Source organism: Sandaracinaceae bacterium (genome assembly GCA_020633055.1).
Classification (GTDB): Bacteria; Myxococcota_A; Polyangia; order Polyangiales; family Houyiibacteriaceae; genus JADJJE01.
On sequence record JACKEJ010000008.1, the window covers coordinates 556,590 to 583,341 of the forward strand.

At 65.4% G+C, this 26,752-nt stretch carries 13 protein-coding genes; 8 read left to right on the top strand and 5 right to left on the bottom strand.

Going from position 1 to position 26,752, the window contains the following annotated elements:
• The first annotated feature begins 249 nt into the window (after positions 1–249).
• From H6726_19155 to H6726_19190, 8 genes are all read left to right on the top strand, one after another.
• Positions 250–2,211: a hypothetical protein gene (locus tag H6726_19155; protein ID MCB9659775.1), complete on the top strand. Its 1,962-nt coding sequence runs from the start codon at positions 250–252 to the stop codon at positions 2,209–2,211.
• 181 nt (positions 2,212–2,392) lie between these two features.
• Positions 2,393–3,079, top strand: coding sequence for a hypothetical protein (locus H6726_19160; protein MCB9659776.1), 687 nt, complete (start codon positions 2,393–2,395; stop codon positions 3,077–3,079).
• Positions 3,080–3,901: 822 nt separating this feature from the next.
• Positions 3,902–6,679 (top strand): hypothetical protein, encoded by a 2,778-nt coding sequence (locus tag H6726_19165; GenBank protein MCB9659777.1) that lies wholly within the window; start codon positions 3,902–3,904, stop codon positions 6,677–6,679.
• A gap of 1,695 nt (positions 6,680–8,374) precedes the next feature.
• Positions 8,375–9,907, top strand: coding sequence for a hypothetical protein (locus H6726_19170; protein ID MCB9659778.1), 1,533 nt, complete (start codon positions 8,375–8,377; stop codon positions 9,905–9,907).
• Positions 9,908–10,026: 119 nt separating this feature from the next.
• Positions 10,027–11,919: a hypothetical protein gene (locus H6726_19175; protein ID MCB9659779.1), complete on the top strand. Its 1,893-nt coding sequence runs from the start codon at positions 10,027–10,029 to the stop codon at positions 11,917–11,919.
• A 48-nt stretch (positions 11,920–11,967) separates the two neighbouring features.
• The gene (locus H6726_19180; protein MCB9659780.1) at positions 11,968–12,198 is read left to right on the top strand and encodes a hypothetical protein; all 231 of its coding nucleotides are present in this window, start codon (positions 11,968–11,970) and stop codon (positions 12,196–12,198) included.
• A 157-nt stretch (positions 12,199–12,355) separates the two neighbouring features.
• On the top strand, positions 12,356–12,619 hold the full coding sequence (locus H6726_19185; protein ID MCB9659781.1) for a hypothetical protein: 264 nt from the start codon (positions 12,356–12,358) through the stop codon (positions 12,617–12,619).
• A gap of 1,387 nt (positions 12,620–14,006) precedes the next feature.
• Entirely contained in the window at positions 14,007–15,236 is a 1,230-nt protein-coding gene (locus H6726_19190) for a hypothetical protein (GenBank protein ID MCB9659782.1), read from the top strand.
• A 1,794-nt stretch (positions 15,237–17,030) separates the two neighbouring features.
• Here the strand turns inward: H6726_19190 and H6726_19195 are convergent.
• The 5 genes from H6726_19195 to H6726_19215 form a co-directional block, all read right to left on the bottom strand.
• Complete coding sequence (locus H6726_19195; protein MCB9659783.1) at positions 17,031–18,425, bottom strand: OmpA family protein; 1,395 nt, start codon at positions 18,423–18,425, stop codon at positions 17,031–17,033.
• Positions 18,426–18,754: 329 nt separating this feature from the next.
• Positions 18,755–20,107, bottom strand: coding sequence for a DUF4215 domain-containing protein (locus tag H6726_19200; GenBank protein MCB9659784.1), 1,353 nt, complete (start codon positions 20,105–20,107; stop codon positions 18,755–18,757).
• Positions 20,104–21,861 carry a hypothetical protein gene (locus H6726_19205; GenBank protein ID MCB9659785.1) on the bottom strand — a complete coding sequence of 586 codons (1,758 nt, stop codon included), beginning with the start codon at positions 21,859–21,861 and terminating at the stop codon, positions 20,104–20,106. Before H6726_19205 ends, H6726_19200 begins: the two co-directional genes overlap by 4 nt.
• A 98-nt stretch (positions 21,862–21,959) precedes the next feature.
• Positions 21,960–23,048: a hypothetical protein gene (locus H6726_19210; GenBank protein ID MCB9659786.1), complete on the bottom strand. Its 1,089-nt coding sequence runs from the start codon at positions 23,046–23,048 to the stop codon at positions 21,960–21,962.
• 569 nt (positions 23,049–23,617) lie between these two features.
• On the bottom strand, positions 23,618–25,471 hold the full coding sequence (locus H6726_19215) for a VCBS repeat-containing protein (GenBank protein MCB9659787.1): 1,854 nt from the start codon (positions 25,469–25,471) through the stop codon (positions 23,618–23,620).
• Positions 25,472–26,752 lie beyond the last annotated feature (1,281 nt).

Consider the following 26,752-nt stretch of genomic DNA (forward strand, 5'->3'; position numbering starts at 1 on the left):
CGAACCACCACACCCGATAAGGCTCAGAATCGTCGCAAGAATGCTCAATGAACGCGAAACGGTCATCACGTGATCTCCAATTGGGAACCGATCCCCTCCTGTCGCCTTCTTGTCATGGGTCGCGACATTCCGTGGAGGGCGGCGCTTGAACCGTTGGTTCGTGGGTAGTCCTGGTCGCAACGGTCTCAACGGTCTCAACCGGTTTGACCTCCGCGCCACGGACTGGCGCTCGACGCGACAAGGAGGGGCATGTCCGACACCTCCCATGCAGTGCACCCGACGACCACGCCACGATATCTGTGGGACGGGCATGGGACGGCCGTCGCTATCGACTGGATTGTGAGCATTCTGCTGACCTTCGTGACCTGCGGCGTCGCGTCCTTTCTGGGATACCCGGGGTGGCGCTCACGCAAGCTCAACACGGAATTCGTTCGCATCCCGGCCGGTCGCATCACGTTCACGGAGACCTGGGCCGAGTCGCTGGGGCGCAGCATCCTGGTCACCATCGTCACCATCGTCACCTGTGGGTGGGGCATCCCGTGGGTCATCGTGTGGGAGTGCCGAGCCTGGGCGGAACGCTGCGAGGCTCCAAACGGTGTCCGACTCAAGTTCGACGGTACGGCGACCGAGGTCATCGGCCTCTACTTCCTGACGGTGTTCGCTTTCATTCTCAGCCTCGGCCTGGCCACACCATGGCTCGCGACGTCTTGGTTGAAATGGATTCGCCACCACACCGTCGTGCATGAGCCCTCCGCTGCACCGTACAGGCTGCGTTGCGACGCTGGGGGCATCGCGTACCTGGTGCAAGCCGCAGTCTCCCTCTTGCTGGTCTTCGCCACGCTGGGTCTCTACCTCCCGTGGGCAGTCGCCCAATGGCACCGCTGGTCGTGGTCTGTGACCAGCGACACGCGGTCAGCCCCCCTGGTCGTCCCGAATGGCCCGCAGACCCCAGCTCAGTGGCTCGCCGTGGGAAGCGCGACCTTGCTTCTGATCAGCTTCGTGTCGCTCGTCGCAGCGTTCGGTCGCAACCCCGGTAGGGTCGGTCATACGGTAGAGAGCAGCGACTACGCCGCTGGCTTCCCTTCCCAGGAGGAGCGTTCGTCTGAGGCACCTTCGGCGATGGGTTCAGGTGGGAGCGTGACCGGGTCGCCCTCGGGGTCTCGTGGGAGCGCGCCCGCGCAGCCCCAGGCGCCCACCGGATTCCGACTGACAGAGTTCGCGTCGCTTGGCCAGATCGGACTGCTATACCGACACGCAGTTGCACGTGGGCAGGCCTCATCGCTGCGTGTGCGTGGTTCCGGCGCGGGCGGCGGCGGCGGCTGGACTCTAGTCGTCGAAGGCGACCATGCGTCGGCCGCTCGGCTTGCCGACTCACTCGGCTGGAACACCGCAAGCGTACAGCCCCTCGGAGGGGCGCCCGTCAGCCTCGTACCTGTCATGCTCACCACGACGGTCGAGGCCAACCTCCGTACGGGCCCATCCACAAGCCACCAGGTTTCAGGTGTCGTGCCCGCCAAGAGCCTTATCGTGGGCTTCCTCGGGAGCCTGGAGGGGGTCACGGCAGCGTACGGGCAGAGGGGGACGTGGGCCTACGTGAGCGCGTCCAGCGACGACTCAGGCTGGATGGCCGGTGCGCTCCTCGAGACCTATCAGGGCTGTGTTCCAGACGGGGCAGCGTTGATGAGGGCCTCGCCTAGCGTCCCCGCGTTTGGAGCGTCCCCCTTGTTGCTCTCTACCAACGTCCGCCTGGAGGGCAGCCGGCGATCGGTGGTCGTCGCGGTGGCGCGCGACCCTGCTCGGCGACAGTCCTTCGTCGGCATCTACCCCATCTCGTCGCGCACGTGTCAGCTCAGCACGGGTCAGGTGACCACGGTGTCGAGCTACGTCGCGCAGATGGTGTTGTTCGAGCTCACGCGCGACGCCGGTCCCACAGCGCTCGCGCTTGGCACCCACCCAGGGTGGTCTCCAAGCCCGTCGGGCCACCTGGACTGGAAGGTGTACGTGCCAGGTAACAGCGGGCGCGTCATCTGGTCTCAGCAGGTTGCCAACTCCGTGCTGCTCGATACGTCGAGGTCTGAGAGAATGCGCTTCCAGCAGAGCGTGGGGCGTGGGGCGTCTGCCACGTACTTCCCGCTCGTCCTCCGGAGGAGAGGCGGAGAGACGCGCTACGCGTACATTGGGGGCGAGTTGATTCCGGTGACCGGGCCGTAGTCCAACGTGCGCGGCGCCCGCGGAAGCGCTTCGAGTAGGACGAGGTCGTGCTGGGCGCAGACCACGGCGCTGTTGTCCGCAGTGCCCACGGAATCACCCCGGGAGTGACAAGACGAAGGTAGGCGCACAATGGCGCTCAAATCCCGTTCGAAGTCGCTCGGTGCGCGAAAGTGGAGTGAACATGGATTCAGAAGAGTCGAAGATCGCCAAAGAGACGAGCCTCCTCAAGAAGGAGGTAAACTTGATGGCCCTCCGACCGTTCATTCTTGCGTTCCGCAAACCGGGGTCGTTCCGGGCTTTCTGCTTCCTGCTTCTCGGTCTTCTTGGAGGGTCCCTGATACTTGGCTTTATCGCCCTGTCTTTCGGGATGTGGGCCTTCGTAGTAGGTCAACTAGAACACGACTTCAGAGTCGGCCTTCTCTTGTCTGCCGGCGTCACTCAATCGCTTATGGCTACGTGGACGTATCTCGCGATTACCATCATCGTGACACGCGGCGAGGAGATGAAGACGACGGTCGGAGACGACAGGTACTTCGTCGTACCCATAGCCGTCATCCTCTTCCAGATGACTGGAGAGCTCGTTGCGGCATCCCAAGTCGTCGCTGGGGGGGTCGCGATGTTCGGACTCTGGACCTCCGAGTTCAGCCTCTTTCAATATCTGGAACTGGACCCATTCGGACTCCTGCCGAGAATGTCCGGCAGTGCAGGGTTCCTCGGTGGTCTCATCGCGATGATGACCGCCATGCTGACGGCCACCTTCGTGCTTTTCACAACTCAGTTCATCGCAGAGTGTGCAAGGGCGGTCATCGACATCGCCATCAACACGCGCCGTGACGTGTGCGAGGAAGCGCGGGTCGACGGGCCATAGCGACCACTCTTCACCTTCCGCAGATGCGTCGGTGTTGCGACAAGGCCATGTGTGGGAGCGCAGCATCATGGCCTTGTCTTCGATCCCCTGACCCCCACTGCGGTCGCGTCACCTCTCCACGGCACCAAACGCGCTACCCTTGGACCGGCGGCGGCCTAGAGGTCGCCTTCGGCGCTGAGGACTCGGAACGAGCTCGTTCTACCTCGAAGGAAACGCCGAGGCGGACTGCGCCCGTCTCAGTCCGGGGAACCACACGGATTGGAGGCCCTCACGACAAGCAGAGAAGGAGTCCACCATCCACTGCGCCGCTCACGCCACACGTCCTTGCATCGCTACGCTTCTCGCCGGGGCTTGGTCGGTCTTGGGAGCCAAGCGGTCATTCATGAGGACAGTGGCCGGCACGACCTTGACACCTCCGCGCTCGCGTAAACGCCCGCTGTCTCTTCCGTAGGACTCTTCAGCGGCTCGACCCGCCCGCCGTCATGTCACGGGGAGAGGCACACCATGCAGAACGTCTACTCGACCACCACCGCACTGATCTTGGCCGTGACTACCGTGGGCTGTTCCGCGCCCCGCCCATCGGCGCCAGATTCCGGCGGACCAGAGGTGGACGCCTCAAGTACGCCAGACGCGGCGACTGACTCCGAAATCGTGATACCCGACGACGCTGGGGGACATGCGACGTGGCCGTCATCTCGCATCTTCACGACCCGCGTCGGGGCTCAGTCAGTGGAGGGCTCGAATCCGTGTTCCTCATCGACCAGTCACCAGGTAGGCGCGCTGGCATGGGGAGTCGGTGCCGACGGGAATGACCTTCTGGCCATGGGGCTAGTCGGCTCCGAGACGTGTGTCCTCGACGCGAATGCGACAGCGCGCACGCTCGTGGTCCTAGCGCTCGGCGGCCGCTACTTGTCACCGCAGAGCCGTCTCGCTCTGTGGGTTGAGCTCGGCAACACGGATCTGACGCCGGTCGAAGCGTCACTTCGTCGCTCCCCTTCACTTCAGCAGGCGCTGCTCGACCCGACGCTCGCAACCTCGGTGCGGGAGGCCAGAGACGACTTCACGCGCATCACACTCGCCCAGCCGCGGAGGCTGGTCCCCGACCCCGACCATGGCCTCGAGAATCTCGAGTTCGGCGAACCCATCCTCAGCGCTGACCGCACACAGGTCGCGCTGTCCGCACGTCTCGGGCGCTATCCCGGCTGGACGGGGCTCCTTCTGAGGGATGTCGGCGAGATCCGCGCAGTCCGTACAGGGAGCTCCATCGTCTACCTCCGGTCGTCAGACTTCATCGACGTGTACCGGGTACTGCAGGCCTATCAGCCAGCCGTCGTCGAAGGCAACCTCACTATCTCTGTACAAGAAGGCCCCGACGTCGACGTTCGCGTGATCGCCCCCTCGTTCGTTGGGTATGCGTCGCACGCTCTGAATCCCGATCCCCGGGTGCCACTGAGTGACGAACTTCTCTATGGCGAGGTCATGGGCCGGTCGCTGGCGGGAATTGCTGCACGCATGGTTGCTGCTTTGCTTCCAGACTTAATCGGCGAACTGGGCTCGTCACCCTGTGAGGAAGCCATTCTCGAATTCATCGCCGCTTCGGTGACCGAAGTACCGACCAACCTTCCGACGACTATCGGAGAAATCGACGGTTGGGCGAACGACGTTCTGACGACGCTTATCGACAACTTCCACACGCTCACTGCGTGCTCCTTCATTGGCGTTCCTCCGCGGTGGCTTTCTTGGTTGGCGGACAAGGTCGCCCTGGTGGACGATTTGCTGGACGCAATTGACAACACGCTGGATCTGGTCGATGTCGTTGGCGGGAGCCCCTTTGCATTCCACACGCTCGAACTGTGTTCGGTTTGTTGCGCAGGAGGTGAGTGTCCGACCGCCTGCGGCGTCGAAGCGGGTACCCTGGTGTGCTGTGCGTCGGGTGCGTCCACGGCGGAGATCTGCAATGGAGTGGACGACGATTGCGATGGCGCAAGCGACGAGGGCGTCGAGACGGCCTATTACCAGGACTGCGATGGCGACACCTTTGGGGCGCTCGATTCGTCTGGCACGCTCGGCTGCAGCGCACCCAGTGCGGGTCCTTCAGAGTGCCCCTTGGCTGGCTGGTCCACCTCTTCCTCCGATTGCGATGACGGCAACGCTTCCGTGAACCCTGGGGCCACTGAGATCTGCAACGCCCTAGACGACGACTGCAACGGGACCACGAACGACGAGCCGGATGCCGCGGTGTCGTGCGCCGCATCAACGCCACCAAACGCCATCGCCGTGTGCGAGAACGACTCGTGCTCCCATGTCTGCGAGCCGGCCTACGTTGGAGCCCTGTGCGACGGTTGCGCGGTGGGGTACAGCGGCTATCCCGAGTGCAGGCCAGTGTTGTGCGGGGACAGTTCCTGCGGCCCTGGTGAAACGTCGGCGAATTGCTGTGAGGATTGTGGGTGCGGAGTCGGATCGACGTGTCTCGGAGCGATGTGCACCATCGCCGGTGCGCAGCGTATCGCAGCCGGGCACCGGCACACATGTGTGGTTGCTCGGACCGGAGAGGTCTACTGCTGGGGCTCTAACTCTGACGGTCAGCTCGGCAACGGGACCTCAGGGAGCGGCAGCGTTGCGCTCCTGCCAGTGAGGGTGACAGGGATCACAAACGCCCGGACTGTGGCGCTTGGTGAAGCTCATTCGTGTGCCGTGCTCAACGATGGCGCTGTGTGGTGTTGGGGGCGCAACACCAACGGACAACTCGGCGACGGATCGACCATTCGGCGCACGGTGCCTGTGGCTTCGGTCGGAGTCACGGACGCTGCGCAGCTGGGGGCCGGGGCCGACTTTACGTGCGTGCGGACTACGGGAGGCGCAGTTCGATGCTGGGGTAGCAATGGTTCCGGCCAATCGGGTGTGGGCACCAGTGGCGGCAACACGCTGCTCGCTTCCACTGCGGCGATCGAGCTCGGGGTGCTCGACGTCAGTGTCGGGTTTGCCCATGTGTGCGCGGTCAGGACCAGTGGCACGGTAGAGTGCTGGGGCTACGGTGAGACTGGCCGCGTGACGGGACTGACCTGGGACCACGCCAGCTACCGGACGCCTCAGACCGTCGCTGGCGTCTCCGGCGCACTTCGGGTCGCTGCGGGGGACCAGCACACTTGTGCACTGATTGATGACGGAAGCCAGCTCTGTTGGGGCGGGAATCAGTTCGGCCAGTGCGGCAGGGGCTCCACGTTCTGGGGGGGTGGGGAGTCCCCAGGGGCTGTCGCCAATCTGGACGCAACCACCGCAATCGAAGCGGGAACCAACCACAGCTGCGCAGTGGACGGGGACGGCACGATATGGTGTTGGGGACCAAACGCGGATGGGCGGATTGGTGATGGGTCAACGGACAACGCGCTGAGTCCTCGGGCTGTGCAGGGCATTACCGACGCGCTCGAGGTGACGGCAGGCGGGAGCCACACTTGCGCCTTATCCGAGCAAGGGGCGGTGTGGTGTTGGGGCCGAGCGTTGGAGGGCCAACTCGGCGATGGCACAACGGGCGGCGCGGGCGGGTACCGTGCGGCGCCAGTGACCGTGGTCGGAACCGAACCCGGAGGTCCCATCAACTGAGCGGACGGGTACGTCGCGCCAATACCGGAATGTGCTTCCAGCACATCAGCATCCCACCGTCAGCACACTCTCTGATCGAGCTGCCGCGTCGCCGGAGACGACGCATCATCTCGTTCGAGCGGGACCACACGGATTGGCGGGGCCCACGACAAGGAGCGAGAGAAGGACTCCTCCATGCACCCCCGCACACACACCCGACTCCTCGCCATTGTCACCCTTCTTGCCGCGAGCTTCGTCGGCTGCGGGGGCGACGCGCCCCTCCTTGAGGACGGTGGCCTGCGGGACGTCGGCACCTCCGGCTGTAGCGTAAACAACGGAGGGTGTTCCACCACGCCGATGGTCGTGTGCAGCCTCCGGCGCTCTGTCCTGTGGGGTCGTCCTGCAACCTCACCACGGGGTGTCTGGCGGGGCGCATCTGTGGCTCTCACGCGGACTGCGTAGACACCGACCCCTGCACCCGCAACGAGACGTGCAACCCCGTCTCCGCGACCTGCACCTTCACCATCCTGGACAACGATGGCGACGGCGAACCGCCCCTCGTGTGCGGTGGCACCGACTGCAACGACGCAAGCAACCAGGAGGGCGCACGGGTTCCCGAGATCTGCGGCAACCTGATCGACGAAGACTGCAACGGCATCACCGACATCGACGCAACAGTGGACTCCGACGTGTCGCTGCGCAACGACGAGTCGAACTGCGGTGCGTGCGGGCGGCAATGTAACGCCAACCAGACGTGCTACCAAGGCAACTGCGTCGCGTGCGGCGGCACCGTCGGCGCGGCGTGCTGCGACACCTACTGCACGGCGAGCGACGCGTGCACCGGCGGAAGCTGCAACGCCGGGATGGACTGCCCCATCACGGGCGGCGCTGCAGCATGTGCGGCCTGTGGAGCTCTGGGCGAGCGCTGCTGCAACGGGCACAGCTGCGCACAGGGCACGTGCGCGTCAGGAACGTGCGTGCCGTGCGGCAGCATCGGCCAGGCCTGTTGCGCTGGGTCGTCGTGCGGCGCCGGCGCCGCGTGTAGCAATGGGTCATGCGTTGCCTGCGGCGGCGTTGGGCAACCTTGCTGCGCGGGAACGACTTGCGGCGGGGGTGCGACCTGCAGCGGAGGCTCATGTGTCGCCTGCGGAGGCGTTGGGCAGCCTTGCTGCGCAGGAACGACTTGCGGCGGGGGTGCGTACTGCAGCGCAGCCGTCTGCCACCCGTGCGGGGGGCTAAATGACCCCTGCTGTGAGCTTGACAGCTGTGACACGTCACTCGAATGCAAGTCGCTGTACTCACTCTTCGCGTATCCAACACCAGATGCGTGCCAGCCGGAAGGCTGTGGCGGCCAAGCCGAACCATGTTGCCCAGACGGTTGCGATTTCGGGTTTTCCTGCAACCTCAACGGAGACTGCGAGCCTTGTGGGAGGGATGGTGAGGCTTGCTGTGAACAAGGAGGAAGCATCTTCTGCGTGAATAGATGGGCACGCTGCCACTTCAGCGGAGGCGGTGACAGTGAATGTCGTACGTGCGGATTTCCCGGTGCCCGGTGCTGCGCTTCGAATCAATGCGATGACGGAAGGTGCAACATATCGTCTGGCATATGTGAATAGGCGCCGGAAACGCGTGGCGCATTCGTAGGTGAGTATCACTAGACCATGTCCTCGACTATCGCGCCTTTTGCCTCTTGCAGCCATACTAACTATTCACAATTTGATCGTATGGATTCTGGATGTGAGATGCGACGATGCATTTATCGCATATCGGTACGCACATAGACTCGCCCAGCGAGGCGAATTGGCCTTCAATGACGGCGAACGCGTTGAGGGGTTCTCAAGCCCACTCTACGCGATCATTCTCTCCATAGGTGAACTTCTCGGTGTAGCTCCAGAGAAACTAAGTCCGATCATTGGCGTATCTGCTTCAACAGCGTCAGTTGCACTCGTATACCATATCGGAACTTTTGATCGCAATGAAGCCAGGTACACAAACCTCCTGCCATGCGCACTTCTTGCGATCATGTTCACGTATTCTTCACATGCTGCCGACGGCCTGGAGACGTCGCTATTTTCCTGTGCGACGCTGATATCATTCGCCCATCTTGTCGCAAAGAGGCGCTCGCTGGAGCGACGCGACGCCGTGGTGTCGGGAGTTCTCTTTTCACTATCCTGGGCTCTTCGCCCGGAGGGAATATTCGCCTTCATCGCGTCGCTTATCATTGCATTTCAGCGTCGCGTTCGCGTCACGGCATACGCAACGATCGTTGGCTCTGGCTTGATACTTCGGTACGCATTCTACCTCGACATATTTCCGAATACCGCGCGTGCGAAGATGCCAGCGTATGCAACGGAGCTGCTTACGCATGGGTTGCACTATTTGAGCTTCTTCGCGGATGACTTCGGATTGTTTGCATTCGTGTTCTGTGCACTCGTTGCAATTTTTGGACTATCAATCGCTCTTGCGCGTCGTTCGTTCGAGTCGCGGTTTGCGTGGGTGTGTTTGGCTTTTGTTTACTGTTTTCTTCATGCTATGTTCGTAGTGTGTGTTGGTGGAGACTTTCAGGATGGGCATCGGTTTCTTCATGTCATAATCGCCCCGCTGTTTTGTGGTTTTGCAGCGAGTGGGAGTCTTGTTTGCGAGTATCTGTATGATCGCGGTCGCATGGCCGCCCGGCTTGGTATGCTGGCAATCCTTGGCGGGTCCATCGCCTACGGTGCCAAGCAGTTTTCCCTCGTTCGGTCCGCTGCTATCAATGAGATGGACACCCGTGCGTCGCGCCGAGTCATGACGCTGGAGGCGCTTCGAACTCAGGTGGACCGTGACACGGCGTTGGCAGGATATTTGGCGGAGCGCCTCGCTCCAACCGACTGGATTGCTACGCAGGCATCAGGTGTAGTTCCCTATCTAACGGATGCACCGACGATTGACGCATTTGGGCTTTCGGATCGGTTCGTCGCGTTGCACGGGGTGCGGGTTCCGGGACTAATCGGCCATCGCCGGGCGGCCCCGCTGTGGTATCTTGCTTCGCGACGTCCGACCGTGCTCGCCATTGACCTCATGCGGCCGTCCTACCGACCGATATCAATCCACGATGCTCCCAGGGCCCCATTCACCGAGTATCAGTGGATCGTAGCTAGTCTAGTGGTTCACGGGCCTTCCGGACCGTACGAGTACTACGTTCCCCTGCTGGTGCGAGAGGACCGAGTTGGGGCGTTCGAAGCGGTTCAGCCGGAGATCGCACGGTAGTGCAACGTCAGCGTGGAGCGGAGCCGCGGAGACGCTGAGACCTTGCGGCATGCGTGTGGGGGCTTGATGCGGTAGCGTCGGACGAGGAGTGACCGTTGGGATTTATTGCGCTGTTCACCTTGAGTGCCTACGCCGGGACCAGCGCCCTACTGCTGGCGCGCCGCTTCTACACAGAGAGCCGCGCGGAGGCATGGCTCGCGGGCGCAGCCATCTGGCTCATCGGCATCCTCGCACCGATCCACGCGCTGGGCTGGCTGGGGCAGCTCACTCCAGGGGCGCTCGGTGTGGTCTCTGTGGTGCTGTCCAGCGCGACCCTCGCTCTCGCGCTGCGTGCCTCCTCGGCGTCCCCCGGCGTGCCCGCGCGTCGCGCGCTCTGGGAGCTTGCCGCCCTGCCGCGCGACGCCTTCGTCGAGGCGTGGCGTACGTCGCCCTTGATTGCCCTGGGGCTCGCGGCGGTGGTTGCCGTCTGCGCCTTCACCGCTGTCTTCGCGTACCTGGCCCCCTCCTGCAGCTGGGACGGCGTCTGGTACCACGAGTCGATCGTGGGGTTTGCCATCCAAGAGCACGGGTTTGCGTGGGTCGACGTGCCTCCGGGGCTCGAGTACGTGAACGGCTACCCGAAGAGCAGCGAGCTCCTGAGCCTCTGGTCCGCGATCTTTTCAGGGCGGCGCACCATCGAAGCGGTTCAGAGCGTGATGGCGCTGGTCTTGTTGCTCGGGGTCTACGGGCTGGCGCAACGCTTCACCTCGAAGAAGGTTCACGCTCTCGGGTTCGCTGCTGTACTGGTGCTCACCCCTGCCGTGGCGTTGCAGCTGCGAAGCACGCTCACGGATGTCTGCTTCGTGGCGATGTTCACCGTTGCGCTCTATTTTGTTACGCGCCCCGAGTTGCGGCTCGTGGACCTCTGTCTGGGCTGCGTCGCAGCCGGACTCCTGGGATCGATGAAGGGCACCGCGATCGCCATCACGCCCTTGCTGTTGGCGCTCGCCGCCGCGCGCTCGGTCGGCGTCGCTCGGCGAGCGGGTCGCGGGCGAACCATCGGGGCATTGTTCGTGTCCATGGTCGTGGGCTGTGCGCTGTCGCTGCCGGGCTACGCGCGCAACTGGCAGCGCACCGGGAACCCGCTGTGGCCTGTCGAGATCGAAGTAGCCGCGCTCGACCTTGCGTTCGTGGGCCCAGCGAGTCTGGAGATGGTGCGTCCCACCGCCGAGAGTGAGATCTTTGCGCCTCCGTGCGGCAGACAGCTACGCGACACACGCGACAACGGGTACGGCAACGTTCTTCCTTTTGTCTTGCCGCTCTTGGTCGCCACGGCGCTCCTCGAGCTCTGCGTCGGCGTTCTGAGACGCCGGGGAAGACTCGGGCCGCAGCATCAGCAACTCGTCTGGTTTACGCTGGTGACAATCCCATCGTTCGTAGTCTCGCCCGCGGGTTGGTGGTGGGCACGCCTCAACCTCCATGTGCTGGTCGTTGGCCTGCTCTTCGCGGCGTACGTCGTCGGTCGCGAGGCCCGTCATGCGCTTGCCGACGGCGTCCTCGGTGCCCTGATTCTGGGTGCCTTGATCACGTTGTTCTGGTCGCTCCCGGCCTGGGACATCAGCTGGGAGACGGCCGAGCGCCTGTTGTCGACGCCTCCAGAGGAGCGCGATGCGTTTCCGTTGAACCAAACCGCTCCGCCCGCCGACGTCGCCCGCGCCCGCGAGCGTGAGCTCTCCGAAGGAGCTGTCGTGGCCTATGACGGAAGCTATCGCTTCCCCGCGATGCTCTGGAACGACGAGTTCAGCAACCGGGTTGTCTACCTGTCAGACCAGCCGACGCAGGGTGATCTCCAGTCACGTCTTGCGGAGGTCGATCCCGTGTGGCTGGTGGCGCGCCGAGGGGGTGCGTGGGACCGCGCGCTGGCCGCCATCCCGGGAACCTGGGAGCTCGTTGGTGCGATGGACCCGAGAACCAACGCCTATCGGCGTCGGAGGGGCGGAGAGCAGGCAACGGATTCGCGCGGGGATTGGTGATCCATGGCGCGATTGCATTTCACTGGCGTCGCGTGCCAGCGTCGCGGCATGTCCTCTTGCTCGACCCATCGCGCACATGTCGTGTCCCTCGTCCGCGCGCCGCTGCTCGCTGCGGTCCTGCTTCTGACCCCGAGCTGCGGCTCGAGCGCGGGTCCGCGCGCGTGGACCGTGGCCTCCCCCGACGGGACGCTCGAGCTGCGCGTCACCCTCGACGCCGAGGCCGCGTCAGAGGAGCGCGGGGCAGGCCACCGTATCCCCTCCGCGAACGACGTCCCATAGGGTCTAGACGGGCTCGGTGGAGGGGTTCGACGTTGCGCGGATGACGAAGCAACGAGCGAGCACGAGTGGAGCGAGTACGGGACGGGGCGGTTGGAAGCGCTGGAGCGAGACGGAGGGTGCGGACGCGGTGATGCGTTGGCGGAGCTCAGGGCTCAGCGTGACGGCGTTCGCTGCGCGGGAGGGGGTGTCGACGCAGCGGCTGCATCGGTGGATTCGACGTGTCGGGATCGCGGACGCCGCCGCCCTGTCGCCGCCCCCACCACCGCCCGATGCACCCGTGACGTCCTCCGGTCGCGTCCGCGACCTCGACCGCTTGGCCACCAACGCACTCCGCCACGCCGCCTCGCGCAGGGTCCGCATCGTCGACCGATCCGTCGTCGGCAAAGTCCTCGGGGACCACCTCAACGACCTCATCGCGTAGCCCCAGCCGCCGCCCTCGATGGCCATCATCCAGCTACGCGCACCGCGTCACCTGGGTGATGGCCATCGTGCGTTGCGCACGCTTGCGCACCAGTGTGACGGACATCACCGCCGCGGCTGGCGCCGCTCGGTGCGTGATGTCCATCAAGCACCGTGACTCGATGTCCATCGCTGCGCGTGCTCGCTAACACTCGCGCGCTCGCAGAGAGAGCGAGGACGATCCACGCGAGAGATACAAGATGCCCGTGCTTCAAGGTTCAGACTCCCGTTCGAAGTGTAGACGCCCGTCATTCCACCCACCGACCCATGAACCCCATGAACAGGAGAGCTCCGATGGAGAGGCGTCATCCAACGGCGCTTGTCGGCGTAGGACGACTTCCGTTGGGAGCGGCGCTCCATCCGTCAGGGTTCAACGAGCCTACGAGCGCGTTGTGCTTCAGCGCGGTGGTCGAACGTGACGAATGACCGCACGCCCGTCGAAGCCAACGTGGGCTTTGCCGACGTGCAAGCGGGCCGGTTGGCTCGATCGATCGTCAGGTCACGGATTGGCCGGTCCGGGGACAAGGGAGAGAGAGATCCCCACTCGAGACTGGCCCAATGCGCGCAAGACACACCTTCCAGCCACATCGACTCGTCCTGTCCGTTCTATTGCCTGCTGCCCTCGCAGTCCTCTCCGGAGGGTGTGACGCGCTGCGCAACGCTGTAGACCCCGCTCCCAGCGATGCCGAGGTGGTCGAGCTCGTCCGCGCCGATCTCTTGCGTTCGATACCGCAGGCGTTGGTGGGTTTCGCGATCGGCCCCTCCATCCGGAACGCGCAAACACACGAAGTGCGCGTCGAGAGTCGCGGCGAACGCGACTCGGAGCGGGGCAGCTTCGCGGTGAGCGTCTCGGTGCGAATGACGTACGAGATCCGCGGGCTCATTGGGCCGTGGGTCGCCCGCGACCAATCCGCGACGCTTCGGTATCTCGTGGGCAAGGACCCCACCAACGCCGCGCGATGGGTCGTCCGACGCCTACCTTAGGGACCGTCGGTCTCGTCGCCGATGCTTAGCGTTCACCTTCCAGCTCTCCGCGCGTGGTTGCGGAGCCTTCGATGACCCAGAGGACACACATGAGTAGGCAAGTCCTTACACGGCGCGGCGTCGCTCTAGTCACCTTGGCCACCGCTTGCGTAGCGATGGCTATCGGCGTCGGCACCAACTCGATTGGTGCCCAGGCTCAGCGCGCCGAGCCGCATGGCCCGCAGCGCCGTTTGGTGATCTTCCCCCTCATGCACGGCGACGGAATCGAGGGCGAGATGACGTGCCAAGTGCAGCACCACGCTCGGCGCGGAGTGACCGTTCGCTGTCGCGTCGACCGGGGAGCATGGCACAACAAGCATTGCCAAGTGGAGTCGCTGGAGACGCTGCGGAACCCGCCGCTGCGGAACTGGGCCGTGGCGATCTGTGGCACGGGCACGCAAGTCGACTTCTTTGTGTACAACCAACGCGGCATCGTGGCGACGGGGAACGTTCCCCTCTCGTTCGACATCTACGATTTCGGCGTTGCCAGAATGACGCCTAGCGGCCTAGTCGTGGACTACACTGGCGTGAGCTATGAAGGGGAAGAAGGGGCCGTCTCCACCGACCGGCTCGTCTGGGACTCCGCGCGTGGTGAGGTGGTGGTTCAGGGCGACGGGATCTTGGAGCTCGAAACGTACGCGGGGGCGCAAGAGCCAGCGATCTTGCCGGCCGCCACGGGTGAAGCCAACGACGCGCATGTGGCGGCACTCGATAGCCCCCCTGCAGCGTGCGTCACACATACCGACCCAATGTCCTGCTGGGGGGAGCTCCTCTCTCGGGAGATGGGCTGTGTGGGCTGCCACACCGCGGACGGCTCCCCGGGCATTGCGCCCACCTGGCGTGGTCTCTATGGCAGCAGACGCTCCTTCACGGATGGCACGGCGCGCGAGGCCGACACGGACTACATCATTCAGTCCCTTGTCGAGCCCCAATCTCAGGTTGTGGCGGGCTTCACTCGGGCGAGCATGCCGCCCTACGCCCCCACCGAGAACCGCAGACTCGCCCTGGTCGCCTTCATCCGCTCGCTCGCCACAGAAGGTCAGGCCCAAGGTGCTGCGGATGGGTCGCCGGCCGTCGCTGCACTCACGGAGGTTCGGTTCGAATCCGGCTCAGGGCTGTGTGTCGCTCAGCTCACGGGGGATACCGTTGTCGGCCACTGTGAGCTCGCGTCGTTGGGCCGAACCGACCTTGAACGCTGCCGCTCGATTCCTCTGGAGCATGCCGTAGCCCAACGGACGCCAACTTCTATCGAGCGGGTAGTGGCATGCCCATCGTCGGACGGCAGCGAAGGTCCGCCACTGGTGTTTCTGATAGAGTCCGGCTACGGCGTTCACGCAGTGCTCACGCACGACCCGACCGCCGGGCTCGTCAGCGTCCGAGTCCCCAACGGCCCCAGTGGCCAAAGTCGTAGACTTGAGGTTCGCCTCGCATACGCGGACACCATGGGGGAAGGCCGCGAAGAGATAGCGGTGGACGCGGCGATGTCCTGGGAACGGGGGCGCGGCCCACTCGTGGAAGGAGACCAGCTCCGACTCCTCTGGAGTTCAACCTTCTAGCCTCGCCGGCGGGGAGCAGTTCGTCACGACCGTCGCCTCCGTCGCCTCTACTCATGCTGCGATGTTCAGTTCTAGATCAATCGCACCAACATTTCGAACAATATGCATACACGCACCGCGATCCTTTCGAATTCTTGTGGTCGTGCACGCCGTTTTCGTGTTCGGGCTGCGCTGTGTATCTTAGCCGGGCTTACAACCACGTTTCTGGACGCTCGGTGTCTCGGCCAGCAGAGCTCGGCGCCAACGTGTCCGAATACAAATGCTCTCAACGCACTCGCGTCAGCGCCATTTGATGCGCCGGTGTGGAGACGCGTTTTGCGGGGCCTTCGGCTACCGCGTGCGGGCCGCAGAGGCGACCTGCGCTGCAGGGCGACCACCCTTGAGATGCACAGAACCTGGGAAAACGGGGCAGGCGGCGAGTGCGCGAGCCTCGTTGTACGCGCCCGCCAAGCCTGTAGCGACCCAATGGTATCCAACTGCGGGGACACAGAGCACGACGTTCTCTATGCGCGGATTGGAGCAGACTCCCGCGGACAGCCGCGCATCCTTGAACGTCTTGAGGTCGCCCGTAGCGGCCGCACGCCCGTCGATACTCTCACGGGCGCCAACCTCCTAAGGGCCATGCCACTCGACGACGGGGAGCCCGTTTCCATAGTGTCGGATGCCGATGGTCGACTTCGGCCATGGCAACTTGCCGATGCTCGCTTGCCGGACCTCGATGGCGACGGCTGGAGCGAAGCGTTCGTCGAGTTTGGAGGAAGCCGCGAGTGCGCCATGCAGACCGAGCTGTGCGAGAATCTGTGTTGTGCGTACACGCGCGAGGCCGTGATCATGTCAACCGCAACGGGTCGCATTCTCGGGGGTCCAGTCTCCTATAGCGGAATGTCGGACTTCGGTGATTTTCGCGCGATCGCGCGGCGTGTGGATGCAGCACTAGCGGCGCTGGAGGACGAGGCATTCGAATGCCCCGTGAACGCCTCCATCACTGTGCTTGGTGTTCCGGGAGCATTCGCTCTCCCTGGCAGTCCTCGGCCTGGATCATCACAGATCAACTTCCACGCCCCCCGAGTGACATATCAGTGCCCGCACTTTGCATCGGACGGGTTCTTCGGCTGGGGCTCGGGACTTCAGTGTGCTCCTATCGCACACATGGGAGAGGCTTCCTTCACCGTTGCACGCTTGGAGACATGGAGCGCGGCGACGTTCACTTCTCGCGTCGACGTCCGCGAGGCCTGGCCTGCTGTGGCGACGCATCCCGTCGCTGCGACAGGATGTAACGGGATGTTCACCTCTGGAGTTCCGATCATTCGTGGGAATTTATCGGAACACATCCCGGGCCTCAATGTACTTGCTCTGGGTGCGACGGGGCTCGCGGTCGTGCGGCCAGATGGTTCGATAGTGTGCTCACTGCCTTCGGATCAGCATCCTGGACGTGTGACGCTCGCGATGGAGAACCTCACGCCAGGAGTATACGAGATTTTCGGACTATCAAGAACTGTGCAGACGGGAAGTGGCAATATGCACATTGGAATTTCCGCGTCTGGACAGGTGATGGAGGAACACATCTACAGCGGTACATCCGCGTTTTGTCCACCGTCTACCTTCGGTCCCTGCTGTTCGAGTGTTCCAGACAGGCAGGGATGCCCGCGGCAGGGGTAGACGGCAACTGTGGCGCTCCGCGGTCGCCCGGGCGGAAGGTGCCCGGGCACGACGCTGTCGCGTTGGCGCACGATCTAGGCGCCGAGGCGAGGCGGGGCTCTCATCCCCGGTGAGACCAAGACCCGACGGGCGGTGCTAGTGGCCGTTTCCTGGACCGTTGGCTCTGGCATCCTGGCCCAAGATCAAGAACTCGACGCGCCGGTTGCGCTGCATCTCCAGGTCAGAGGCGCCGTAGGAGAGCGGTCTGCCGTAACCGTAGCCGACGGCCTCTAGTCTACTTCCGTCGACTCCCAGGGCGATGAGCTGACCGCGGACCGCTTCGGCTCGGCGGGTCGAGAGGGAGATGTTGTGGTCCCATGTCCCGCGATGGTCCGTGTGTCCTTCGACCCGGACGAGCGTGATCTCGCGGTAGGTCAGGAGGATCTGCGCGACCTGGCGCAGGAGCGGCAGAGAGTCGGGTAGCACATCCGCGCTGTCGGTCGCGAACAGCACCTGCTCGGTGATGACGATCTGGCGACGTTCGACGTAGGCCAGGGACTCGTCCGGGCACCCGTCGGAGTCGTCCACTCCGTTGACGGTCTCGGGTTCGTGAGGGCACAGGTCGTCTTGCCCAACCAACCCGTCGAAGTCGAAGTCCACTTCGATAGGGGCGCCGGGGACGTCAACTTGGCTGGCCTCCCGTTCGCCACGCAGTCGGTAGAAGGTCGCGACTTCGGCGCAAGGTCCGGCCGTGGATAGCTGCTCCGTGTGGCGGTCTCGTGCGGCTTTCAAAGCCGCGACTTGGTCAGCATCGAGACCCAACACCTCAGCAACGGCCAGGATGCCCCGCAGGCGGTCCAACTCGGCAACGTGGAACTGAGCCGCCGCGTTGGACTGAAGAAATGCTTCGCTCCGACGAATGTCACCGGCCCAGTCTGGCGCGGCGATCGTGCGTAGCGCCTCCAGCTCCTGCGGTGGGATCTCAACGTCGCCCTCAACGTCCAGCAGCAGGAGCCAGAGGACGGCTCGAAGCTGACTGTGGATCTGATGAGCAGCGACGCGGTCGATGTGAGAGCCGGGGGGAGGAGTCGAGCGCGGCGACTGGAACCAGTCAGCAGGGAATTCGTCGAGGTAGCGCGTCGCTGCGCGCGCCGCGAGCTCCGGACGCCCTTGCTGCCGATAGATGAACGCGCTGGAGGCGAGCGCACCACTCGTTTGCCAAGTAGGCCGTGCGGCCTCTGACCGAAAGGCCCAGTTCAGTGCTTCGTCGAAATTGCACAGGCTCTGGAACATCATGGACACTAGGGCCGCACCGTTCGCGGCGTTGTCGGTCGTACCTTGCGCCGCACCGAGGGCAAGCTCCTGAGCTTTTGCGAGCTCGCCCTCGGCGAAGAAGGCGCAGGTGGCCCTGCTGATGTCCAAAGCGGCCTGGTTGTTCGGCACCTCAAGGAGCCGCGGGTCGACCGACTGCAAGCGCACCTCCGCCTCCGCACACATGCCCGCGTTCCACAGGGCCATAGCCGCTTGAAAGTCGGCGACGCTCTCGGACATCGGACGGGTCGTCGTGTGCGACCGCCCGTGTCCAAACAGGGAGCAGGCGGATGTGAGCATCACGGCCACACACGCCACGCCAACGCTCAGCGCCCGGCAAGAGTGGGCTGCTGCGGCCGCGCCGGGACGGCGGGAGGCAGCTTGAGGCGGAGCAGAAGGACCAGGGGTGCGGTGCTTGGGTGTCATCGTGTTCACGCGTGCGGCGAAGACCGTGTGCTTGCGTGGTCACTCCACGAGCAAGCTCTTCACCCCGAACGCTTGTCGCGACCTCGGTTGATCCGTTGCCTCGTCGCGTCCAGTCGGAGCGCGACTGCCACCCGCAAGCCCGTCTACGGCCCCGCGAAGCTCGCGCGCTCGGCCACCACGAAGAACGACGTGGACCAGCCGTCGTCGAAGTCGAAGATGCAGTTGGGGTCGTGGATCTCGGTGCCGTCCCCTTCCACGCAGCCCACGATGATGGGCGTGCACAGGTCCGTGGGGAGCCCGGCGACGATCAGCTGCTCGAGGCCGTCGCCGTCGAGGTCAGTGTCAGGCTGCGTTGGCACAAAGCCCAGGCGCCGCCCGGCGCCCACCAGGTCGGCCAGGCTGATGACGCGCTCGACCTCTTGGCAGAGGGGGTAGCCGCTGGCTGTGCCGGAGCCGAAGAGGTCCATGGCGTGCGCCAGGGAGCGCACCTCCAGCACGCCGCAGACGGTGCCCTCGATGCGCTGCGGGTTCACGTCGTCGGGCCGCGCGGCGAGGGTGAAGCGCGCGCGCCGCAGCGGCTCTTCGATGACCACCGCGCCGTCCGCGTTCAGCGCGATGTCCGCCACGTCCGACATGATGCGCTCGCCGTCGGTCACCGCGTGGACGTAGTCAAAGGGCAGGCCGGCGGGGGTGACCACGCGGGCCAGCGGGTCCAAGATGACCGCGCCAAACATCGCCAAGCGCACCCGCTCGGGCAGGGGCGTGCCCCGCTGCCAGCCGTTGATCGCGATGGCCGGCCGCTCGGTGGAGTCGCGGAACTGCCGCGCGACCTGGGAATTCCAGGCCACGGCCGTGCTTGTCAGCGCGCGCCCGGCGGCGTTCTGCAGCGATCCCGTGCCCGTGACGTCGCAGCCCAGGGCCGGGTCAGTCGCGAAGCCCAGCTCGGTCAGGATGAAGAGCTCCTCGGTCTCGCAGCCAGCTGAGCAGCCGTCCCAGTCGGCCGCGTTGCCGTCGTCGCACGCCTCGGGAGCCACCAGCTGACCGTCGCCACAACCTGCTGCCGGGGCGCAGCCAACACAGGCTCCGCTGCTCGCGTCGCAGGCCTCGGCGGGCGCGTCGAGCTGGCCGTCACCGCACTGCTCAACCTCGCACGACGCGCGGCAGCCGTCCCCGTTGATGCGGTTTCCGTCGTCGCAGGTCTCGGCTCCCTCGATGACGCCGTTGCCACACAGCGCGCTCCAGCGGCACGCGACGCACCCGTCATCTGCGTCCGTGTTGGCGTCGTCGCAGCTCTCCCCCGGGTCGACGATGCCGTCACCGCAGCCCTCGACCAGCGGGGGCAGGTGCTCATCGGTCCAGTCGTAGGGTGGGCCCGCGTCGGGGGCGCCGCGGTTTGGACCGTGCCGCTGGCCGTTCGCGCAGCCTACCGCCGCGAGGGCGAGCGCGAGGGCGAGCGCGAGCGCCCGGCGACCAGGGAGCGCAGAGCGTGCCCTCATGGTGTCTCCTGTCCGAACAGGATGTCTCGCCACTCGACGCCCGAGCGCACCGCTGTGGAGTCGTAGCCAGGGTCCTGCGGCTGCAGCGAGCCAAAGTAATAGACCCTCGCCGGCAGGGCTGCGCCTGGCGCGTCAGGGGGCAGCGGCACCAGGCGCGCGTGCTGAATGCGGAAGCGGTCAAACGCGCCCGACTCGCCGCTGGGGGCGAGCAACGCAGCGACGAAGTGGGGTGCCGCGCCCGTAGCGAGAAAGAGCCCGACGTTGCCGGTGTCGCCGTCTGGGCCGACCACCCACAGGCTGTCCCCCAAGCGACCCACGGTGAGCGCCGGGTCGTCGGTCCACGTGGGGGCGTCCCAGGGGTGCGTGCTGGTCTGCGCGTAGCTGTCGGGGTCACCCGTCTCAGAGGCGAGCTCGACGAGGCGGCGCGCGCCCGCGCTGTCCGTGCCCAGGAGGTGCACGCGGCGAGCCCCACCCTGCAGCTCGGCGTGGTGGTCGAACCCCACCAGGCGTGGCGCCTGGAGCTCGACCAGCGTGGCCACAGAGACCGGCTCAGACTCGCGGAACACGTCGCAGTCGGCGGACGCAAAGAACCGCATGGTCCCATCCTGCGGGTCGAGCCGCGCGCCCTCAAAGCGCTGAAACGCGTCTACCCACGCGAGCGCCATGTCCCCGGCCGCGAAGGTCGAGCGAGAGGCCGCCCACGAGGACCCGTCGGCCGACACATGCGCGCGGTCGCCGATGACCACGCAGCGCAGCTCGGGGCTCTCCGCCGCCGCGCGGAAGCCCGGGGCGTTGATGAGCGGGGACAGGTGTGAGCGGTCGCAGGTGTCGTACGAGCTGCGGGCCGTGCTCACGACCTCCACCAGCCCGCTCGCGCCGATGGCCTCTCCTCGCGCCTCAATCCGCACGGTCAGCGGCTCGTCGAGAGGCACCGCTGGGTCGACGGTCACGGGGGCCGTTCGGAGGCCCTCGTCCGTGGCGTGCAGCCACCAGCGGCCGCCGCTGACGTAGAACTCGAACTGCGAGTAGTTGCCCTCGCGCAGCTCGATACCGGCCGAGGTCTCGTTGGAGCGCTCGCCAGCGGCCGTCTCGATCCACATGCGCGACACGTCGGCGGCCTCGGGCCACACCATGTGCGCCTCTGCGACCGTGCCGAAGCGCCCGGACACAAACGACAAGACCAGCTCTGTCCCGGGCGCTAGGAAGACATGCGCGACGAGGCCCATATCCGTCAGCGCCCCCGTGATGGGCGCGCGCGTCTCGATGAACTGCCGCGGCAGCAGCCGAATGACGTCCTTGTCGAGGATGGTCTGGGCCAGCTCGACGGTGCCCGAGGTCACCCAGTCCAGGTTGGGAAACGCCTCGTGCTCGTTCCAGCGCCGCAGCTCCAGCACCGTCCCTGGGCGAAACGCGCAGCGGCGGGTCACCTGGTAGCCCTGGCTCCAACAGCTGGGGTCCGCGCCGTCCACCAAGGGCACACCCGCGAAGCTGTCGCCGTCGTTGTTGCGCCCGTCCGAACATGCCGCGCCTGTCTCTGCGCAGTGCCCGTCGCAGCGGGGGTCGTCGCAGTCGGCCAGGCCGTCAAAGTCGTCGTCCAAGCCGTTGCTGCACAGCGCATGGGACGACTCCCCCTGGGGCTCCGGATAGCCGAAGAGCGCGGTGCAGCCGCCTAGAAGGCACAGCGCGGTGGCTGCGATGGTCCTCTCGTACCTCACGGGGTGGAGCTTACGCGATGTGGCGAGGGGGCGCTGCATGAAGCGAGCGTGGGGCGGCCCGTCTAGCGGGCCACCCCGTTTCATCTCACGCGGGATGTCTGCTGCACGCTTGCCTCTTGGAGTGCCTTAGTTGGCCCTCACGGAGTCGCCGCCCCCGCCGCGAGGAAGCCCGCCGACATCGCGCTGCAACTGGGCCCCACAACCACATCGTAGAGGTTCGCAAGAATCGGCGCGATGTCGTCGAAGGTGACCTCGCCCCCCGTGACCTGCACAACATCCATCAAGAAGGTCTCGAAGTCCGGCTGCGCGAGCAGGCCACCGATGACAACGTTCGAGAGAGTGCCGCCGGCCGTGGTGCCGGTGACCGTCACCTGGGTCAGGTTGACACGCAGATCGACGAAGCCGGAAGTCGTGTCGTAGGGGATCGTGAACCCAAACTCGCTCGTGACGCCACGCAGATTTCCAGCTCCATCTACGCTCGCTACGAACGGGCCACCGAGCGGGACCTGTTGCTCGTCTTCGATGACGACCGAGGCGCACCCAACGCCCGGAGTGACGCGCACGTTCAGCTCCAGGCGGGTGCAAGTAGGTCCGGAAGCCGGGCATGCGATGGCTGCGTCGATAGCGCTCTGAAGGTCGATCGGGTCGTCGGGCGCAAGCGCCGGAAGCGCGGCCGCGAGGTCGATGAGCGAGTTGTCGACCCCACCCGCATAGTCGGGAACGCCGCAGACGTCGCCTGCGAAATCGACGTTGTGCCCGATCGTTTCACCATTGTTGGCTTGTGTCTGGGTAGGAATGCTCAGCGTGGTGAGGTGGTAGACGACTGCGGGTGCGTTGGCGACACACACCGGAGTGTCACAGCTCGTGTCGCTGCCGCTTGGGTCATCTCCCGACTGGTTGGTGGTCCCGAACGGGCAAGCCGTGCAGACCCCGCCAAGCACGTGTTCGTCCTGGTTGCAGGTGGCGTCGCAAACTGTGTCATCCCCTGCGGGGTCGTCGCCCGCTTCGTTGGTCCCCGTGAAGCAGGCCTCACAGCGGTTGTCCTCGACGTATTGGTCCTGCTCGCAGAGGGTTCCCGCGAGCGCTCCACAGAAGAAGTCGTCGTGGACGTAGGTAGAGCCAACGCAGCCCGCTACAGGCGGAACGACGCGCTCAAGAACGACGAAGGACGAGCCGGTGTCACCAGACAACACCATGTAGGCATCGGATTGCCCGTAGAAGGTCACCGTGACTGCGGCGTTCGTAACCTCTGTGACAGATCCAGGCCGTCGTTGCACGTCTCGACGTTGCCCGGGAAGCGGTCCGGGTCGGTGTCGTCGCAGTCGTCGCCGCCGCACGCGACGCTGTTGTGACCGTCGCCGTCCATGTCCGGCGCGGAGCACGCGGAGCCACAGCTGGCGGACGCTTCGTCGCACGTCACGCTCGCTGGACACGCGGACGCACCGGCCACGCATCCCCGCGCGTCAGCATCGGGGCTGGTGGAAGAGCACTGCTCCGCGCCGTTGCAGAAGACACCGTCGTCGCAGTCAGTGTGTTGCACGCACGCCGGGCCCGCGTCTGGAGAGAGCATGGGCGTGTCATCGCCGCACCCCACGCAGAAGGCTGCGAGCATGAGCCCGAATGGGAGGGAGACTCGACTGAGTCGTTGGGAACGCGTCGTCATGGAGACTTCTCCTGGCAAGGGTGAGCGAGGTGGTGGCCCTTCGGCCCACGTCGCCCCGCGCCCGAACCTCCCTCAGACCAGGCGCGCCGAACATCCCCCGATCAGGGGAAGCCGCAGCCCTGCAAACGCATGTCACTCGTCACGCACCACGACGGTCGCGCCCGGAGCCACATCGCTCACCGTCACCACGCTGCCGTCCTCGAAGCGCACCCGAACATCCACGCTAGTGGCAGCGCCGACACCAGCCACCACGGGGCCGTGCTGGTTGGTGGTGTACCCGGCGCTCGCGTGACCCACCACGTAGATCACCACGCGGTCTCCAGGGCTGGTGCTGCCCGCAAAGTCCCCGTCACCGTCAAGGTCAATGAGCACCTGCGCGTTGAGGGCCAGGCGGTCATCGCTGGTGATGGCGTCGGTGGCGTCCCCGTCGTTGTCGGTCACGGGCTCGATGCGCACGACGCCAGGCGAGCGACAGCCCTCACTAGCGATCTCGACACCATGGTAGAGCGCTGGCGCGGGGCCTGGGTTGGCGTTGGGCTGCGCGTAGAGGTCCAAGATGCCGTCGCCGTCGTAGTCACCCCACGTCGCGATGCTACCTGCCGGAGCTAGACCCGCGGCCGCGGTGACCTCCGAGAACGTCCCACCGTCGTTGCGGTAGAGCCCACGCTGGGAAAAGTAGACGTCCATGTCCCCGTCGCGGTCGTAGTCGGCCCATAGCGGCGGGATGTTGAACGCAGCATCCGGAAGGCCGAAGCCGGCCGCCTCGGTGGAGGTGTAGGTACCGTCGCCGTTGCTCAGGTACACGACGTCCGCAACTGTCTGCCGGATGGCGTAGATGTCCAGGTTCCCGTCGCCGTCGAGGTCAACCACGGTATAGGTCTTGACCGTGTTGGCCGACGCGACGATGCCGCGCGCTGCCGCCTCATTGGCGTAGGCCGTCCCGCTGTGGACCAAGAAGCGGGGGTACAGGTGGCTATCAAGCACGACGTCGGGACGCGCCGCGCTGGTGAGATCGAACACCAGGACCCCGGACCCTTGCAGGTGAGTTGGGAACTCCGCGTTGGCGCTGACGAACGGGGGCGCGCCGTCGTTGCGAAAGAGGACTGCGGTGTTCCACTCAGTGGACATGAGCATGTCCAAGTCCCCATCTAGGTCATAGTCGGTGAGGATGGCCGCGCTGGCCTGCCGGTCGGGGGTGATGATGCCCCAGGTGCTGGCCGCGTCCGTGAAGTGTCCCGTGCCGTCGTTGACCAGCAGGAGGTTGTCGGTCGTCCACACCCGCGTGTCGCGCATGAGGATGATGTCGACGTCACCGTCCCCGTCGAAGTCCCCCACCGTGTTGGGTCGCCAGCCGATGGAGTCTGGCTCCTGGACACCGCGCGCGGCGGCCTCTTCGCTCCAACCGCCGGACCCGTCTCCCATGTAGAGCCGGTTTTGCCCGTCCGCGGAGCGGATGAAGAGGTCCACGTGCCCATCGCCGTTCGCGTCAAAGAACTGCGCGCCGAGGTCGGTGCTCCACGCCCCCATGGGGCCACCGGCCACCGGCTCAAGGGCAGTGCCACAGAGACCGCTGGTGGGGTCGATCTCGTCACACTGTGGCGGGCCGCCCAGCTGGTTCTCGCACCGCCACTGCGCCGCATCGCCACAGTCACCGTTGTTGGTGGCGCATTCATCGACATCGCTGCAGCCCAACTCCCCCGTGCCTATGTATCCAGTCGGGCAGTCACCGCACGAACGACTGCCCACCTCGTTGAAGCAGGTTGTGAGGCCGTCGCAGCCGCCGTTGTCGGTGGCGCACTCATTGAGGTCTTCGCATCCGCCTGCGCCGTCGTCGACGAACCCCATGGGGCAGCTGCCGCACTGAAAGCCCGGGGCAAGGTTGGTGCACACCACCAGCGCGCTGCAGCCGCCGTTGCTGGTCGCGCACTCGTCGATGTCCGAGCACGTGGGTGCGCCTCCGACGGTGTTGGTGCAGCGGGTGTACATCGCGTCGCCGCACCCTCCGTTCACCGCGGCGCACTCGTCGACGTCAACGCAGCGGACGCCATCCTCAAGACGGTACCCTGCGTCGCAGACGCACACAGCCGCGACGCAGGTGGCCCCGCTCAAGCTGTCGCAGGTCGGTGCACAGCCCGCGCCACCGTCCACAGGGCCACCACCGTCGCCAGCGGTGCCGCTGTCCACAACACCCCCGCTGTCGCCAGCATCCGTTGCGTCCCCCGCATCGCGGCTCGCGTCTGTGCGAGAGCTCCCATCCCAAACGGTGCCTAGGTCGCCTGGTTCTCCAGCGTCTGTTCCCCCATCGACGAGCTGGTTGGGCTTGGGGTCAATGCAGCCAGGTCCCAGGATGCTGGACAGGAGAGCGACAAGAAGCGCGAGGTTCTGCCTACGGGGAATACAAGTCATGATGCGTGGCCAACGTTCAGAAGCGTCCGTCGCAGACGACTCCTGGAGAGAACAAAGAAGGGGCGCATGCAACGGACATGGCAGAGGCACCGCGCGGGTCCCTGTGGTCGTCATCGCCCGCTCGCGTGAGCAGCAAGATCAAGCCCGTCGCCGACCCCAGACCGGCGAGTGACCAGCCCGCACGCAGCAGGCGCCGGCCTCGCTGCCATTGCTGGGCGGCGCCAGGGCAAGCCTCACTACGAAGCTCGGCGCCAGGGCGAGCGCACTGGGTGTCGTCGTTGTAACGCCGTACGCCATCCCGATACACGAGGTGTCCGGCGAGCGCTGTGACAAGGCCCCCGCCAGCGACGGTCGCTGCTAAGACCAAGGGGGCCGCCGATGAAGCGTGCGGTTCGGGGGCAGCGATGGGTTCGGCTCTTTCTTCCTCTGCGGCGTTCACCGGCTCTTCCGCGGCGGACTCTGAGGAGGGCTGGGTCGGAGGACCCGCGCGTGAGTCCCGGGGCGGCCGCTCGGGTCGCGAGGCCTGATGAGCCTCAGGCTCCGGCGACGCCAGCGCCTGCTCCAATAGCGCGATCCTGGCTCGCACGGCTGCCGCATGCCGAGGTGAATCTGTCCCAGCAAGGTACGCGCGATAGGCCTCGAGGGCCTCAGCGTCGCGACGCAGTCGGTCTGCGGAGAGGGCGATGTTGTACAGTAGCTCCGGATGAGGACTGGCCTCGTACGCGAGCCGGAAGTAGGTCAGCGCCTGCTCGTAGCGCATGGCTGAGAACGCGCGTTGCCCTGCGTCAAAGCTGGCCCTGGCCTCGCCTTCGAGGGACGCTCGCTCTTCGTCGTCTGGCTGCTCCCCTTGCGCGAAAGCGG

Excerpts from the sequence above, each read along its gene's own strand:
- H6726_19205 (MCB9659785.1), bottom strand. The coding sequence starts at position 21,861 with ATGCAGCGCCCCCTCGCCACATCGCGTAAGCTCCACCCCGTGAGGTAC.
- H6726_19180 (MCB9659780.1), top strand. The coding sequence starts at position 11,968 with ATGTCCTCTTGCTCGACCCATCGCGCACATGTCGTGTCCCTCGTCCGC.
- H6726_19200 (MCB9659784.1), bottom strand. The coding sequence starts at position 20,107 with ATGAGGGCACGCTCTGCGCTCCCTGGTCGCCGGGCGCTCGCGCTCGCC.
- H6726_19160 (MCB9659776.1), top strand. The coding sequence starts at position 2,393 with ATGGATTCAGAAGAGTCGAAGATCGCCAAAGAGACGAGCCTCCTCAAG.
- H6726_19155 (MCB9659775.1), top strand. The coding sequence starts at position 250 with ATGTCCGACACCTCCCATGCAGTGCACCCGACGACCACGCCACGATAT.
- H6726_19165 (MCB9659777.1), top strand. The coding sequence starts at position 3,902 with ATGGGGCTAGTCGGCTCCGAGACGTGTGTCCTCGACGCGAATGCGACA.
- H6726_19195 (MCB9659783.1), bottom strand. The coding sequence starts at position 18,425 with ATGTCCGAGAGCGTCGCCGACTTTCAAGCGGCTATGGCCCTGTGGAAC.
- H6726_19215 (MCB9659787.1), bottom strand. The coding sequence starts at position 25,471 with ATGTACACCCGCTGCACCAACACCGTCGGAGGCGCACCCACGTGCTCG.